Annotated in this window: 16 protein-coding genes; 8 read left to right on the top strand and 8 right to left on the bottom strand. The window is 70.7% G+C overall.

Annotated elements, in window-relative coordinates; translation table 11 throughout:
* Window positions 1-95 precede the first annotated feature (95 nt).
* Genes PO78_RS01965 through PO78_RS01980 form a run of 4 tightly spaced genes read right to left on the bottom strand, consistent with a single transcriptional unit; the run spans window position 96 to window position 3413 of the window.
* Window positions 96-818 carry a uracil-DNA glycosylase family protein gene (locus PO78_RS01965; protein WP_043741760.1) on the bottom strand — a complete coding sequence of 241 codons (723 nt, stop codon included), beginning with the start codon at window positions 816-818 and terminating at the stop codon, window positions 96-98.
* Entirely contained in the window at window positions 815-1144 is a 330-nt protein-coding gene (locus PO78_RS01970) for an AzlD domain-containing protein (RefSeq protein WP_004324376.1), read from the bottom strand. The genes PO78_RS01965 and PO78_RS01970 overlap by 4 nt, the downstream gene beginning before the upstream one ends.
* A complete protein-coding gene (locus PO78_RS01975; protein ID WP_043741764.1) occupies window positions 1141-1884 on the bottom strand; it encodes an AzlC family ABC transporter permease in 744 nt (247 codons plus the stop codon). Before PO78_RS01975 ends, PO78_RS01970 begins: the two co-directional genes overlap by 4 nt.
* Window positions 1884-3413 (bottom strand): AmpG family muropeptide MFS transporter, encoded by a 1530-nt coding sequence (locus tag PO78_RS01980; protein WP_043741766.1) that lies wholly within the window; start codon window positions 3411-3413, stop codon window positions 1884-1886. The genes PO78_RS01975 and PO78_RS01980 overlap by 1 nt, the downstream gene beginning before the upstream one ends.
* A gap of 154 nt (window positions 3414-3567) precedes the next feature.
* Here PO78_RS01980 and PO78_RS01985 point away from each other — a divergent pair, with 154 nt between their 5' ends.
* On the top strand, window positions 3568-3885 hold the full coding sequence (locus PO78_RS01985) for a hypothetical protein (RefSeq protein ID WP_004324381.1): 318 nt from the start codon (window positions 3568-3570) through the stop codon (window positions 3883-3885).
* Between the two features lie 13 nt (window positions 3886-3898).
* Here PO78_RS01985 and PO78_RS01990 read toward each other — a convergent pair whose 3' ends face one another.
* The 3 genes from PO78_RS01990 to metX all read right to left on the bottom strand — a co-directional run bounded on the left by PO78_RS01990 (window position 3899) and on the right by metX (window position 7460).
* Window positions 3899-5584, bottom strand: coding sequence for a hypothetical protein (locus PO78_RS01990; RefSeq protein WP_043741769.1), 1686 nt, complete (start codon window positions 5582-5584; stop codon window positions 3899-3901).
* A gap of 74 nt (window positions 5585-5658) precedes the next feature.
* Window positions 5659-6249 (bottom strand): methionine biosynthesis protein MetW, encoded by a 591-nt coding sequence (gene metW, locus PO78_RS01995; RefSeq protein ID WP_004325783.1) that lies wholly within the window; start codon window positions 6247-6249, stop codon window positions 5659-5661.
* A gap of 83 nt (window positions 6250-6332) precedes the next feature.
* Complete coding sequence (gene metX, locus PO78_RS02000) at window positions 6333-7460, bottom strand: homoserine O-succinyltransferase MetX (protein ID WP_004325782.1); 1128 nt, start codon at window positions 7458-7460, stop codon at window positions 6333-6335.
* 195 nt (window positions 7461-7655) lie between these two features.
* On the opposite strand from metX, the gene thiS reads away from it, so the two are divergent.
* From thiS to PO78_RS02035, 7 genes are all read left to right on the top strand, one after another.
* Window positions 7656-7859: a sulfur carrier protein ThiS gene (gene thiS, locus PO78_RS02005; RefSeq protein ID WP_004325779.1), complete on the top strand. Its 204-nt coding sequence runs from the start codon at window positions 7656-7658 to the stop codon at window positions 7857-7859.
* Between the two features lie 196 nt (window positions 7860-8055).
* Window positions 8056-8841 (top strand): thiazole synthase, encoded by a 786-nt coding sequence (locus PO78_RS02010; protein ID WP_004325777.1) that lies wholly within the window; start codon window positions 8056-8058, stop codon window positions 8839-8841.
* The gene (gene trmB, locus PO78_RS02015; protein WP_004325776.1) at window positions 8838-9581 is read left to right on the top strand and encodes a tRNA (guanosine(46)-N7)-methyltransferase TrmB; all 744 of its coding nucleotides are present in this window, start codon (window positions 8838-8840) and stop codon (window positions 9579-9581) included. Before PO78_RS02010 ends, trmB begins: the two co-directional genes overlap by 4 nt.
* Before the next feature lie 25 nt (window positions 9582-9606).
* Complete coding sequence (sppA, locus tag PO78_RS02020; protein WP_043741774.1) at window positions 9607-11454, top strand: signal peptide peptidase SppA; 1848 nt, start codon at window positions 9607-9609, stop codon at window positions 11452-11454.
* 44 nt (window positions 11455-11498) lie between these two features.
* Window positions 11499-12131, top strand: a complete 633-nt coding sequence (locus PO78_RS02025) for a YbhB/YbcL family Raf kinase inhibitor-like protein (protein ID WP_043741777.1) — start codon at window positions 11499-11501, stop codon at window positions 12129-12131.
* 70 nt (window positions 12132-12201) lie between these two features.
* A complete protein-coding gene (locus PO78_RS02030; protein ID WP_012586308.1) occupies window positions 12202-13131 on the top strand; it encodes a hypothetical protein in 930 nt (309 codons plus the stop codon).
* A 16-nt stretch (window positions 13132-13147) separates the two neighbouring features.
* Window positions 13148-14368 (top strand): toxic anion resistance protein, encoded by a 1221-nt coding sequence (locus tag PO78_RS02035; protein ID WP_043741780.1) that lies wholly within the window; start codon window positions 13148-13150, stop codon window positions 14366-14368.
* A 248-nt stretch (window positions 14369-14616) separates the two neighbouring features.
* On the opposite strand, the gene PO78_RS02040 is transcribed toward PO78_RS02035, so the two are convergent.
* A complete protein-coding gene (locus tag PO78_RS02040; RefSeq protein ID WP_231570593.1) occupies window positions 14617-15072 on the bottom strand; it encodes a hypothetical protein in 456 nt (151 codons plus the stop codon).
* Window positions 15073-15277 lie beyond the last annotated feature (205 nt).

The following is a 15277-nucleotide window of genomic DNA, read 5'->3' on the forward strand; positions in this document are numbered from 1 at the left end:
CGGCTTGCGCCGCTCCTACGAGAACCGGCGCGGCTCCCGCTTCCTGCAGGAGCGGCGCAAGCCGCGAACGCCACCCATCGACCGATCGGCGCCGGCTAGCTGCGCCAGACCCCCAGCTCCGTCAGCTGCCTCGTCGCCGCCTCGGCCCAGCCGCGGTTGGCGGCAGGGCTGGCGGGGCTGGGGTGCAGCACGCGGCCGAACTTCACCCCGGGCAGGCCGGCAAGCGCCTCGCTGGCGCGCTTTTCCGCCCAGTTGCCGATGCCGATCACCCACTCGGGCTGCAGCGCCCCGACCAGGATGCGCAGATGCGCGTCGCAGGCCGCCAGCAGCGGGCGCTGCTCGGCCACCGGCAGCTTGTCGGGGGTGAGGTTGCGGCCACCCTCGAAGAACACCAGCGGGCAGTAGTTGGCGACGAAGTGCTCGGCGAAGAAGGCCTCGGGTGCGCCATAGCGGGCGCGGAACAGGCCCCACAGGCGCTGGCCGCTGACCTCCGAGCGCGCGCAGGCGAAGCCCTCCACCGGCCGTTTCGGGTTGACGATGAGCGGCTGCCCGACCGGGCCCTCCAGCCCCAGCCAGTCGCGCGCGCTGGCGATCTCGCCGAAGGGCACGCCGATCTGCGCCATGCCGAAGGGGCCGGGGTTCATGCCGACGAAGACCACCCGCCGGCGGCCGTCGCCATAGCGCCCGAGGTAGCGTCGGTGCACCTCCCAGGCGTAGTCGAGCGGGTTGTACACGTGGGTCACGGGCGGAGCGAAGGGGAGTGCGTCCACCGCCGCGGAGAGTTCGCGGGCGGCGTCGATCAGGATGCGGGCGGTCATGTCGGGAAGAGCAGCTTGAGCAGGTAGAGGGCGGCCATGCCGGCGCCGATGGTGGCGAGCACGTTGCGCGTGCGCCAGGCCACCAGCACCGCGACCAGCGCCGCCCAGGGGCGCGGGGTGTCGAAGGCGAAAACGACTTCGCCGCCGGCCACGAAGAGGGCACTCGCGGTCAGCGCGGCGAAGCTTGCCGGTGCGATGTGAAGGCACAAGGCATGCAGCCAGCGCGGCAGGCTGCGGCTGGCGAAGAGGCCGATCATCGCGTAGCGGTACAGGTAGGTCAGCAGGCCGACCAGCACCAGCAGCAGGAGCAGGGCTGTCGTGCTCATCGTGCCTGCTCCAGCCGGCGCACCGTCCACGCGCCAGCAGCGAGCCCGAGCACGATCGCCGCCACCAGGCCGAGCTTGTAGGGCAGGGCGGCGAAGGCGAGGGCGCCGAGGCCGGCCACCAGCGCTGCGGCCTGGCCTGCGCGCTCGCGCAGCAGCAGGGTGAGCAAGGCGATGAAGGTGAGCGGCACGGCGAAGTCGAGTTCCCATTCGGGCGGGATGGTGGTGCCGAACAGCAGGCCGGCGGCGGTGGACAACTGCCAGCCCGCCCACAGCGTGAAGCCGGCGCCGAGGAAGTACCAGTGGCGCAGGTCGGCGGTGGCGTTCGTGTGCTCGGCGTGGTCCGCCGCTGCCGCATGACGCTGCTGGTAGCGCAGCACCGCCACCGCATAGGCCTCGTCGGTGAGCACGTAGGCCAGCAGCAGGCGCCAGCGCCGCGGCAGGTGGCGCACGTATTCGGCCATCGAGGCGCTGTAGAGCACGTGGCGCAGGTTGAGCAGGCCGGAGGTGAGCGCGATGGGAATGAAGCCCGCGCCGGCGGCCAGCATCTGCACGATGACGAGCTGGGCGGCGCCGGCGAAGACGATGGCCGAGGCGAGCTGCGCCAGCCAGGCCGGCACCCCGGCGGCGAGCGCCGCGATGCCGTAGATCATGCCGAAGGGCGCCACGCCGAGCAGCAGCGGCGCCTCGTCGCGGCAGCCGGCGAGGAACTCGCCGCGTGCGCTCGTGCCGGTGTGCGCCATCAGTCGTCCACCATGCCGTCGGTCTGCGGGCGGCCGAGGCGCGCGAGCGCGTCGCGCAGCCACCATACCATCACCACGCCCGGTACGGCGACCACGATCGAGAAGAGGAAGAAGGCCGGCCAGCCGATGCTCTGCGACAGCACGCCCGACAGCGGGCTGACGTAGATCCGCCCCACTGCGGCGAAGGCCGACAGCATGGCGTAGTGGGTCGCCGTGAAGCGCTGGTTGCACAGCCCCATCAGCAGCGCGACGAAGGCCACCGTGCCCATGCCGCCGCTGATGTTCTCGCCGGCGATCACGGTCAGCAGCAGCCGGTCGAGCGCGGCCGGCGTGTCGATCGCCACGAAGCCCCAGTCGAAGGCCGGCACCATGACTGCGCCCCAGGCGCCCTTGCCGAGCTCTGCGAGCAGGTAGAAGCCGAAGTTGGACACCAGCTGCAGCACGCCGAACAACAGCAGCGAGCGGTACAGCGCCAGCCGCGTCATGATCAGCCCGCCGATAAAGGCGCCGAGGATGGTCAGCCAGATGCCGATCACCTTGTTGGCGATGCCGACCTCTTCCTGCGAGAAGCCCATGCCCTTGATCAGGAAGGGCGTGGTCAGGCTGCCGGCGAAGGCGTCGCCGAGCTTGTAGAGGATGATCAGCGCCAGGAAGGCGGCCGCGCCCTGCTGTGCGAAGTAGCTCGACAGCGAGCGGTTGAGCGTCTCGAAGCCGGCACGACGCGCCGCCCAGCCCGCCAGCGGCAGCGCGAGCGCGATCTCCGCCATCACGAACAGGAGCTGGATCCAGCGGTTGGCGTCGTTCGGGTCGAGCCCGAGCAGGATCAGCGCCTGGCGGGCGCTCCAGTAGCCGGCGGCGACCCCGGCGAGCATCGCGGCGAAGCCGAGCAGCTCGCGCCTGGGGTCGGAATCGAGCGGCTTCAGCGCCGCCGACACGCGCGGCAGCGCCAGCAGCGACACCACCGCGCAGGCCGCCATGATCAGCGCCATGGTCTCGTATACCCGCGGCCACGACGCCCACTGCCCGGCCCAGATCAGCGCGATGCCGCCGGACAGGATCATCGCCAGGCGGTAGGCGAAGACGTGCACCGAGGCGCCCAGCCCGCGCTCGGCCTCGGGCAGCAGGTCGGTGCGGTAGGCGTCCACCACCACGTCCTGCGAGGCCGAGAGGAAGGCGATCGCCACCGCCGCGATGGCGAACAGGCCCGGCGTGGCCGTCGGCGACAGGCTCGCCATCCACCACAGCAGCGCCGCCAGCGCGAGCTGCGTCAGCGCCAGCCAGCCGCGCCGGCGCCCCAGCCAGGGCGGCTCGAAGCGGTCCATCAGCGGCGCCCACAGGAACTTGAAGGTATACGGGACGCCGACCAGGCCGAAAAAACCGATCGTGGCGAGGTCCACGCCGTCGACTGTCAGCCAGGCCTGCATGGCCTGGCCGGTCAGCGCCAACGGCAGGCCGGAGGCGAAGCCGAGCACCAGGATGGCGGACAGGCGCCAGGCACGCGCGAACGCAGGAGAGGGAGGTGCGGACAAGGAGGAGCGGCCGGGGTGTTGCAGGGCCGCGCATTATCGCAGATCATCCGCGACCCCCCGGTTTACACAATTCGATACTTTGCTTGCGTCTGAAACGTTCTGACTCAACAATGCCGGCAAAGCAAAATTCCCCGATTCGTGGAGGTCGTTTTTCATGTCCCACACCGTGACCGTGGTCTTCGGAGGCGAGCGCGAGTACGAGTTCCCGCTGCGCGATGCCGACGTCGCCTCGACCACCAAGGAGCAGGCCCGCAGCTGGCTCGCCAGGGAATTCGAGGATCTCGAGTGCACCCCGTCCAACCCGATGGGCAAGGTGCTCGTCCTCGATATGGTGCTCAACGTTGCCAAGTACGGCGGCGAGAGCCGTTTCGAGCAGGCTGGCGAATGGGCGCGCAAGTACGCGCTCCATACCGCGGTCGCGCTCGATCGTCCGACCGTGCGGGTGGACGTCTCGTCCTTCGTGGTCGGCTGATCCTTTCGTTCGTTCAAGCCACCGCCGCCTTCCGCGGCGGTGCTTCCAGCAAGGTCTCGACCAGGCGCGCGGCGGTCTCGTCCCCGTGCTCGTCCACCATGCGCAGCAGTGGGCCCGGGTTGTCGCGGTTGGGGGACTCTGCCCGACTCGACTGCCATAGCGCGGCGAGCGTGCTTTCCAGAAAGCCGCGGTCGGTATCGCGCCCGACCAGCACCACTACGCGCTCCAGCGCCACGTGGTCGAGCAGCTGCTGCAGCTCGTAGCGGCAGCCCTCGTTCTGCGGCGAGAAGCCGCGCAGGTCCATCAGCACCGCATCCGCCGCCCGCGCCAGGCACAGCATGGTCGGGCGCCAGGTGTCGTCGTGGCAGAAGAACTCGTTGACGCGGTGGCGGCCGTCCGGGTCCGGCCCCAGCGCGCGTGCCGCATGGCGCCGCGCGAGGTCGGCCTCGTCGCGCACGAAGGCGCGCGACAGCCGTCCGCCGACGAAATCCAGGAACTCGTGCGGCTCCACCGCGGTGGTGGCGAGGTCGGGGCCGGCGATCATGTCGATGTTGCCGATGCGCAGCCAGCGCTTGCCGAAGGCGTCGAAGAGGCGCTCGCTGCGCGCCCCGAGCGCGAACACGCGCAGCAGCAGCAGCCCGGGTTCCGGGGCTTGCGCGTGCCCGAGCCCGGCGAGGCGGAAGCCGGCCACCGTCGTCAGCTTCCAGGCGAGGAAGGCGAGCGGGCCGGCCGCGAGCCAGGCGAGCCCCTCGAAGGCGAAGCCCACCGACTGCACGACCGCGAACAGCAGCCACATCGCCTCCAGGGTGAGGAGCTGGTCGCTGCTGCGGCGTGCGACGTGGCGCCTGCCCAGCCACTTCAGCACCCGCCGGCCGAGCAGTGCGGCGACGGCGGCCCCGACGAGCAGGAGTGCCCAGAAGGTCTGCGTGCCGTCGAGGCCGAGCGCGCCGCCGACGCCGATCGCCAGGCGCATCGTCGCCTCGCTCTGCCCCGCCAGCCGGACCGCCGCCTCTGCGCCGATTACCGCGACCAGCATGAAGGCGAGCACCAGCGGTCCTACCGCACGGATGCGCCGGTGCAGGAAGGCGAGCAGCAGCACGGTCGGCGGCAGGTTGGTGCTGGCCCAGAAACGCGCGAGATCGAGCGCCGAAAGCTCCGGGTTGCGCGCCAGCGCCCACGCGGCGAGGGCGAGCATGAGCAGGACGTAGGCCAGTCCCAGCGCCAGACGTTGTCGCGTCGTGCCCGCCGTCACCAGCCCGACCGCGAGCACGGCCGGCCACGCGTGACAGGCGAACATCAGCAGGAAGCGGACCAGCACGAAGCCGCCGTCCCCCCAGGTGAACTGCATCCAGGCGGCGGTGAGCACCAGGGCGCAGGCGAGTCCGGCGAGCAGATGGACGAGGCCGGCCGCGCGCAAAGATCGCCGCAGCGCCGCCAGCGTCGGGCTGTCGTGCGCGGCGTTTGCCCCGCACAACTCCAGGCGCAGCGCTGCCGCTGGTGGTGCCGCGGGGGCGGTCTGCGGCCGGCGCGAGCCGCCGAGCCCCGCGGCCGGGCTGGCGAGCGCCATCGAGCGCAGCACCGCCCGTCGGTACAAGGCGAGCAGCGTCAGGCACACCGGCAAGGTCAGCGCCGCGGCGATCAGGATCAACGCGGGAAGCGCGCCGGTGGCGACGAGGACGGCCTGGCTGTTCTCCTGCATCGCTGCGCGTCTCCTGTGCCCGTGACCGCAGCGCGGTCACGGTTCAGTATGGGAGGCCCGCGGCAGCGGGCGCCTCAGCCGTTGCGTCCCAGGCGGTACACCGCCACGCTGGCGAGGAAGTTGGCCTCGTCGAGTACCAGCTTGCCTTCGTCGAAGGCGAGGCGCTCGCGCACCGCGATGCCGTTCATCTCGCACAGCGCGTCGAAGTCGGCGATGGTGAAGAAGCGCACGTTGGGGGTGTTGAACCACTGGTGCGGGAGGCTCTCCGAAACCGGCATGCGGCCGTTGAGGATGCTCTGGCGGTGGCGCCAGTAGCCGAAGTTGGGAAAGCTCACCACGGCCTCGCGGCCCACGCGCAGCATCTCGGCGAGAATGCCCAGCGTGTTGTGCATGGCCTGCAGCGACAGGCTCATGATCACATGGTCGAAGAAGCCGTCCTCCAGGCCGACGAGGCCCTTTTCGAGGTCCATCTGGATCACGTTGACGCCGTTATTGACGCTGGCGAGCAGCTTGTCGGGGTCGTTCTCGACGCCGTAGCCCTGCACCTGGCGCACGTCCATCAGGTGGCGCAGCAGTTCGCCGTCGCCGCAGCCCAGGTCGAGCACCTTCTCGCCGGGCTCGATCCACTGGGTGATCACGTCGTAGTCGTAGCGATAGGAAGTCATGTCAGTGTGCGCCGAGCCGTCTCAAGCGTACTGACGCCCCCTCGGGGGGCAGCGAACGCAGTGAGCTTGGGGGTTGTATCAATTTAAACCTCGATGCGGTCGAACCATGCCGACAGCAGCTTGTGGTAGCGCGTCTCGTCGAGCAGGAAGGAGTCGTGGCCGGCCGGGCAGTCGATCTCGGCGTAGCTGACGTTGCGCTTGTTGTGCAGCAGCGCGTAGACGATCTCGCGCGAACGCTCGGGCGAGAAGCGCCAGTCGGTGGTGAAGGAAATCACCAGGAAGTCGGCGCTGGCGCGGGCAAGCGCCGCGGGCAGGTGGCCGCCATACTCGAAGGCGGGGTCGAAGTAGTCGAGCGCCTTGGTGGTCAGCAGGTAGGTGTTGGCGTCGAAGTAGCCGGCGAACTTGTCGCCCTGGTAGCGCAGGTAGGACTCGATCTCGAATTCGACGTCGTAGCTGTAGGTGTTGCGGCCGTGGCGCAGGCTGCGGCCGAATTTTTCCGCCATCGAGTCGTCGGACAGGTAGGTGATGTGACCCACCATGCGCGCCAGCTTGAGGCCACGCGTCGGCACCACGCCGTGCGCATAGTAGTGGCCGCCGTGGAACTCGGGGTCGCTCAGGATGGCCTGGCGGGCGACCTCGTTGAAGGCGATGTTCTGCGCGGTGAGCTTGGGCGCGGCGGCGATCACCGCGACGTGGCCGACGCGGTCCGGGTACTGCAGCGCCCACGACATCGCCTGCATGCCGCCGAGCGAGCCGCCGACCACCGCGGCGAAGCGCTCGATGCCGAGCCGGTCGGCCAGGCGCGCCTGCGATTCGACCCAGTCTTCCACCGTGACGAAGGGGAAGTCCGCCCCCCACAGCTTGCCGGTGGCGGGGTTGATCTGGTTGGGGCCAGAGGAGCCGTAGCAGCCGCCGAGGTTGTTCACCCCGATCACGAAGAACTTGCGCGTGTCGAGCGGCTTGCCCGGCCCGATCAGGTTGTCCCACCAGCCGACGTTGTGCGGCGCGTCGGCGTAGGTGCCGGCGACGTGGTGCGAGCCCGACAGCGCATGGCACACCAGTACCGCGTTGCTGCGGTCCGCATTGAGCGTGCCGTAGGTTTCGTAGACGAGGTGGTAGTTGTTCAGCGTGCCGCCGCTGCGCAGCGCGAGCGGCGTGGTGAACTCGGCCCGCTGCGGCACGACCACGCCGACCGATTGGGGTGCGATCATTTTCGTCATCTGCAAAACAAAAAACCCAGCCGGCTGCAAACGCGGACTGGGTGCCCTCGCTTTAGCCGTATTTGTTGAGCGCCCGCAAGCTGTTGATCAAATCGGCGCTAGGTGGCTGGAACTTAGCGCCCGCGAAGGGAAAAGTCAAACGGCTGGCGTGATAAGATTTTCGGCTCCCGAACAGCCTCGAACGCCATGATCCAGGTCCTCCTCAACGGTCAGCCCGAATCGCTCCAGCCCGACCTCTCGGTGCTTGCCCTGCTCGAGGCGCGCGGCCTCGTCGGCAAGCGCCTCGCGGTCGAGCGCAACGGCGAGATCGTGCCCAAGGCCCGCCACGCCGAGGTGAAGCTCGCCGACGGCGACAAGCTCGAAATCGTCGTCGCGGTCGGCGGCGGCTGAAGCCCCCGACCTGCGTGTCCCGTAGGAGCGGCACAAGCCGCGATTACGGCCGGGCGGCGGCGACCGCGCTCCCTCAGCACCGCGCCGAGGTCCGGCGCCCCGATCGCGGCTTGCGCCGCTCCTGCAGGGTCCTGCACCGTGCGGCGGTGCATCGACTGGCTCCCATTCCTCAGACAAACCCTCACAGGCTCCCAACATGAACGACCCCCTGGTCATCGCCGGCAAGGCCTACCACTCCCGCCTGCTTGTCGGCACCGGCAAGTACAAGGACTTCGCCGAGACGCGCGAGGCCATCGACGCCAGCGGCGCTGCCATCGTCACCGTGGCCATCCGCCGCACCAACATCGGCCAGAACCCGGGCGAACCCAACCTGCTCGACGTGCTGCCGCCGGAGAAATTCACCATCCTGCCCAACACCGCCGGCTGCTACACCGCCGACGACGCGGTGCGCACGCTGCGCCTTGCGCGTGAGCTGCTCGATGGCCACGCGCTGGTCAAGCTGGAGGTGCTCGGCGACCCCAAGAGCCTGTTCCCCAACATGCCCGAGACGCTCAAGGCCGCCGAGACCCTGGTCAAGGACGGCTTCGACGTCATGGTCTACTGCGCCGACGACCCCATCCAGGCGAAGATGCTGGAAGACATCGGCTGCGTCGCGATCATGCCGCTGGCCTCGCTGATCGGCTCCGGCATGGGCATCCTCAACCCGTGGAACCTGCGCCTGATCATCGACAACGCCAAGGTGCCAGTGCTGGTCGACGCCGGCGTCGGTACCGCATCGGATGCCGCGATCGCGATGGAGCTGGGCTGCGACGGCGTGCTGATGAACACCGCGATCGCCGCCGCCGGCAAGCCGGTGCTGATGGCGAGCGCGATGCGCAAGGCGGTCGAGGCCGGCCGCGAGGCCTTCCTCGCCGGGCGCATGCCGCGCAAGTTCTACACCGCCGACCCGAGCTCGCCGACCCAGGGGTTGATCGGTTCATGAGCGAAGTGCCTGACGAACCCGTCGCCGGTGTCGAGATCATCGGCCGCGACAGCCCCGAGCACCGCTTCTCCAGCCGCAGCATCCGCAGCTTCGTGCTGCGCCAGGGGCGCATGTCCGAGGCGCAGCAGCGCTATCTCGACGACATGCTGCCGAAGGTCGGCATCGACTACCGCGCCGCGCCGCTCGATCTGGACGAGGCCTTCGGCCGCAAGGCGCCGAAGATCCTCGAGATCGGCTTCGGCATGGGCGAGACCACGGCGAAGATCGCCGCGGCGATGCCGGATCGCGACTTCCTCGGCATCGAGGTGCATACGCCCGGCGTCGGCGCGCTGTGCAAGCTGATCGCGGAAGGCCATCTGGGCAACCTGCGCATCATGCAGCACGACGCGGTCGAGGTGATGCGCGACATGATCGGCGACGGCGCGCTCGCCGGCGTGCATCTGTTTTTCCCCGACCCCTGGCGCAAGAAGCGCCACTTCAAGCGCCGCATCGTGCAGCCCGACTTCGTCGCCCTGATCGCGCGCAAGCTCGCGCCCGGCGGCTACTTCCACTGCGCCACCGACTGGGAGGACTACGCGCACTGGATGCTCGGGATCCTCTCCGCCGAGCCGGCGCTGGAGAATACCGCCCACGGCTTCGCCCCGCGTCCCGAGCATCGTCCGCTGACGAAATTCGAAAACCGTGGTCTGAAGCTGGGACACGGGGTATGGGACCTCGTCTTCCGCCGCCGCGCGGGCTGAACCATCCGTCACGAGGACAAGCAGCATGATCCGGGGCCTGTTCCGCTTCCTATTGAACGTGCTGCGCATGTTCGTGCGCGCGCTCGACCTCGTCGTGCGCGGCGTCTTCTACGCCCTGCTGATCTTCGGCCTCGGTGTGCTGGTGTCCTTCTTCTTCCACCCCGAGCCCGAGGTGCAAGCCGGGTCCGCGCTGGTGCTGCGACCCGTGGGCACGATCGTCGAGCAGGCCGAGCTCGAGCCACCGCTGGCGCTGCTGCGCGCCGGGGGCGCACCGGCCGGCCAGCTGCGTCTGGCGGATCTGGTGGACGCGGTGCGCAAGGCGCGCGACGACGCGCGCATCGCCGCGCTGGTGATCGAGACCGACGAGCTGGTCGGCGGCGGCTTCTCCAAGCTTGCCGAGTTGCGCGCCGCGATCGCCGATTTCAAGGCCTCGGGCAAGCCGGTGCTGGCGCGCGGCGAGCGCTTCACCCAGTCGCAGTACTACCTCGCCTCGGTGGCCGACGAACTCCACCTGTCGCCGGACGGCTTCGTGCTGCTGCGCGGCCTGGCGCGCTACGGCACCTACTTCCGCGACGCGCTCGACAAGCTCGGGGTCAAGGTGCACGTGTTCCGCGTCGGCGAGTACAAGTCCTTCTCCGAGCCCTTCACCCGCAGCGACATGTCCGACGAGGACCGCGAGGCCACCCGCGACCTCCTCGACGGGCTGTGGCGCTTCATGCGCGACGACATCGCCGCCAGCCGCAAGCTCGCGCCCGCGGCGATCGACGCGCATGTGAACGACATCCGCGGCGCGCTCGCCGCCGCCGGGGGCGATGCCGCCAAGGCCGCGCTCGCCGCCGGCCTGGTGGACCGCTTCAGCACCCGCGATGAATGGCGCGCCCGCCTGATCGAGGCCGTCGGCACCGACCACGAGGGCAAGGACGTGCGCACCATCGAGGCCGAGGCCTATCTCGCGCTCGCTGCGGACGACACCCGTCACGCCGCCGGCAGCGTGGCGGTGATCGTCGCCCAGGGCACCATCGTCGATGGCGCCGAGCCGGCCGGCGTGGTCGCCGGCGACACCTTCGCCCGCCTGATCCGCGAGGCGCGCGAGGACGAGGACATCAAGGCGCTGGTGCTGCGCATCGACAGCCCGGGCGGCAGCGCCTGGGCCTCGGAGCTCATCCGTCGCGAACTCGAACTCACCCGCCAGGCCGGCAAGCCGGTGATCGCGTCGATGAGCTCGGTGGCGGCCTCGGGCGGCTACTGGATCGCCACCGGTGCCGACGAGATCTGGGCGGCGCCTTCCACGGTGACCGGCTCGATCGGCATCTTCGGCCTCTTCCCGGAGTTCTCCGAGCCGCTGCGCCGCCTCGGCATCGGCGTCGATGGCGTCGCCACCGCGCCGCTCGCCGGCGCGCTCGACCCGCGTCGCCCGCTCGACCCGGCCGCGGCCGAGGCCATGCAGCTCGGCATCGAGCACGGCTACCGGCGCTTCCTGGAGGTCGTCGCGCAGGCGCGCAAGATGACGGTCGCGGAGGTCGACGCGGTCGCACGCGGTCGCGTGTGGACCGGAGAGGCGGCGAGCGGCCTCGGCCTGGTCGACAAGCTCGGCAGCCTGGACGACGCGATCGCCGCCGCGGCCGCGCGCGCCGGCCTCGCCGAGCATCAGGTGGTGTGGCCGGCGGCGGGCGAGTCCCTCGAGCAGCGCGTGTTGCGCCGGCTGCTGCGCACTGGCGAGGAACTCGGCATCGACCTGGCCGGCCGCAGCGCGCCGGCCGCGCCGCTCGCCGCCGCGGCCGCGGCCGCGGACGTGGAGCGCGCCGCCCGCGCGCTGCTGCGCTGGAACGATCCGCGCCACCACTACCTGCACTGCCTGTGCGACGCGCCTTGAAAGCGCGCGTTCGCGTACCCACATCACACCGCAAGGAGGATGACTTGAAACTCACCAGCCAGAGCTTCACCGACGGCGCCCGCATCCCGGGCGAATTCGCCTTCTGCATCCCGGCCGACGAAGGGCACGTCTGCCTGGGCGGCAACCGCAACCCGCAGCTGTCGTGGGCCGACGTGCCCGCGGGGACGAAGTCCTTCGTGCTCGTCTGCCACGACCCCGACGTGCCGAGCCAGGGCGACGACGTCAACCAGGAAGGCCGCACCGTGCCGGCCAGCCTGCCGCGGGTGGACTTCTTCCACTGGGTGGTGGTCGACCTGCCCGCCGAGCTGCGCGCGATCGACGCCGGCCACTTCTCCGCCGAGGTCACGCCGGGTGGCAAGCCCGGGCCGGAGGCCGCGCTCGGCGCCCGCCACGGCGTCAACGATTACACCGCCTGGTTTGCCGGCGACGAATCCATGAAGGGCGACTATCACGGCTACGACGGTCCCTGCCCGCCGTGGAACGACGAGATCGTGCACCACTACGTGTTCACGCTGTACGCGCTCGACGTGGCGCGCTGCGCGGTCGAGGGCCGCTTCACCGGCCCGGACGTGCGCGCGGCGATCGCCGGCCACGTGCTCGCCGAGGCGAAGCTCACCGGCACCTATTCGCTCAACCCTGCGCTCGCCGCGGCGTAAGGGAAATAGGGGACAGACCCCGGAAATTGGGGTCTGTCCCCTATTTTCGCGCTGACCCGGAGTCGTCTGGATGTTTGAATTCCTGCAGGGGATCGCCTTTGGCCTGCTGGTCTCCTTCGTGCCCTGGTTCATGGCCGGGATGTACGACCCGCGCCTGGTGGTGCCGGAGGAGCTCGCCTCGCGCTGGCAGGTCATCCTGCGCTACGCGGTGGCCATGCCCTCGATCGCGACCGTGCTGCTGCTGACCTCGCTGTGGGGTGGCTTCGGCGCCAGCCTGGGCGGCTGGCTCGCCGGCCTCGCCGCGGCTCCGGCCGCGCTCTTCCTGGAGCGGCGCTGGCGGCGCTGGCGGCAGGCGCGTGCCGGCAAGGAGCGCGCCGCCGCGCGCGAGCGTGCGCGCACCGAGCTCGCGCGCGAACGCCGCGAGCGCGACCTGCTCACGCTGGACCCCGATTTCGTTCCTGCCGACGCCGATGCGGTGGTGATGCAGCTATGGGAGGTCAAGCGCGAACTCGTCGGCCTGCGTCGGCCCGATCTCGCCGTGCAGGCCGATCGCCTGTTCACCCGCTACCACCGCGCGCTCGACGTGCTCGACGAGAAGTTCGACCGCCGCGAAGTCACCTACGAGCGCGCCCGCGGCCTGGTGGGCGAGGTCGGCAGCGGCGCTGCCGCCGGGCTGGGAGCGATGGTCGCGCTGGTGCAGGGCAGCGTCGGGCTGGACGCCGACTTCGTGCGCGAGCGCCTGGAGCGCGAGGCCGCCCGCATCGGCGGCACCGAGCGCGAGGCGCTGCAGCGCCGGCTCGCGCTCGCCGACGAGACCGAACGCCGCCTGGGCGAGATCGCCGCCGGCAACGAGGCGGCGCTGACCGCGCTCGACCACGTCGCGGTGGCGGTGTCGCGCATCGACACCGGCCGCGGCCAGCCCGCCGGCGCCACCGAACAGGCCCTGCAGGAGCTGCGCCGCTTCGCCGAGCGCGCCGGCCTCTACGGCCGCCAGCAATGAACCGAGGAACCTCCCGATGAGCCTGCCGCTGCGATCCCTTCTCCGTATCCTCCCGCACGCCCCCGAGGGCGACCCGGGCGGCGGCGGGCGCCCGCGCTCGGGCCTGTCGCTGCCGCCGATCGAGGACATCGCGCGCGAGACCCTGCCGCCGCAGGACGCCGAGCCGGACGAGGACGCCGAGCTCGCCCCGCTCGCCGACGCTTTCGTGCGCGACGCGCTCGCCGCCGGCGAGGAGGCGCTGCAGCGCCAGCGCGAGGCGGTCGACACCATGGGCATCGAGCTGCAGCGCCAGGCCGCCTGGCGCAGCGAGATGCTGCAGGCGCCGATCCGCAAGCTCGCCCACCAGGGCGACGAAGGCGGCCCGGTCGCGCAGGCCCTGCTCGCGCTGCGCGACAAGATGCAGGACCTCGACCCTGCGCGCCAGAAGCTGAGCGGCGAGGGCCTGTCGCGCGCGCTGTCCTTCATCCCCGGCGTCGGCAAGCCGATGCAGCGCTACTTCCAGAAATACGAGAAGGCGCAGGACGCGCTCGACGCCATCATCCGCGACCTGCAGGGCGGCGCCGACATGCTGCGCCGCGACAACCTCACCCTGGCCGACGACCAGCAATCGCTGCGCGCCATCCTCGCCCAGCTCGAGCGCCAGGTCGAACTCGGCCGCATGATCGACCGCCGCCTGGCCCGCGAGGCCGCCTCCGCCAGCCTGCCCGCGCCGCGGCGCGCCTTCGTCGAGGAAGAGCTGCTCTTCCCGCTGCGCCAGCGCGTGATCGACCTGCAGCAGCAGGTGGCGGTGAGCCAGCAGGGCGTGCTCGCGCTCGAGGTGGTGATCCGCAACAACCGCGAGCTCATCCGCGGCGTGGACCGCGCGATCAACGTCACCGTCTCGGCGCTCAACGTCGCCGTCACCGTCGCGCTCGGGCTGGCCAACCAGCGCCTCGTGCTCGACCGCGTCGCCGCGCTCAACGAGACCACCTCCGCGCTCATCGCCGGCACTGCCCAGGCCCTGCGCACCCAGGGGGTGGACATCCAGACCCGCGCCTCTTCGTCCATGCTCGACATGGGCCGGCTCGAACAGGCCTTCGGCGATGTGCTCGGCGCCATCGACGACCTCTCGCGCTACCGCCGCGAGTCCCTGCCCAAGCTCGATGCCCAGATCGACCGCCTCGCCGCGCTGGCGCGCCAGGGCGCGCAGGCCATCCGGCGCATGGACGAAGGCAACCGCGCCGAGCCCCAGCCTTAAGCCGGCGCTCGTTTTGTCCCCGGGCATGAACACCACCGCCCGGCTTGCCGCTTCCGTCGCTCCGGTGCGCCGCGACGCTTCCTGTAGGAGCGCCGCAGGCTCGCACGCGGGCTGTTCCCTCCGCACGCCCGGTTCGCTACCGGGTGCCGCGCTTCCTGTGGGAGCGCCGCAAGGCGCGATTGCGGCGATCGCTTCTTCGGGCCGCGGTCGCCGCGGTGTTGCCGCCGGGGCGACAGGCAGGAAGAGCGCTACGCCGATGCGCCGCGCGGGGGCCAGCCGGGCAGGGCGGCGGGAAGCAGCGCACGGATGCCGTGAGCGAGCGTGCCGGCACGTTCGAGCGTGTCGGCCAAGCGCTCGACCGCCGCCCACACCTCCGCACGACGCAAGGTGAGCGCGATCAGTTCTGCTGCATGCTCGAAGTCGTCGCGCCCCGGCAGCAGCCAGGACAGGCCCTCCGCCTTGCGCACTTCATGCAGCGCGCTGCCCCTGCACAGGCGCGCCTCCCCATCCGTGAACCGCTGCTCGGCCGCCGGTCCGGCCATCAGGCCCACCATCTGCGCGCGGATCTCGCGCTGCTGCGAGGTGGTGAAGGCCTCGATCTGTGCCCGCCCCTCGGGATGCGCGAGCAGGTGCTCGTAGCCCGTGCCGTCGGGATGCAGGCAACCCTCGTTCATCAGCCAGCGCAGGAATTGCCGCGGCAGCACCAGGTCCGCCTTCTCGCACAGCCCCCACAGGCCGGTGCACAGGCGCCCGTTGCGGATGTCGGTGCGCCAGGCCTCGGCCCCTTCATCGTAAGCGCTCCACGAACCCCATCCTTACGTAGCCCCCGTTGAGCCCTCATGCTTCGGCTTCCGTTTTTCGGGGAGCACGAGCATGTCGGAGCGCAGTACGTTCTGGTTGTCGCACCTG

The sequence above is a fragment of the Thauera sp. SWB20 genome (assembly GCF_000831325.1).
Classification (GTDB): Bacteria; Pseudomonadota; Gammaproteobacteria; order Burkholderiales; family Rhodocyclaceae; genus Thauera; species Thauera aminoaromatica.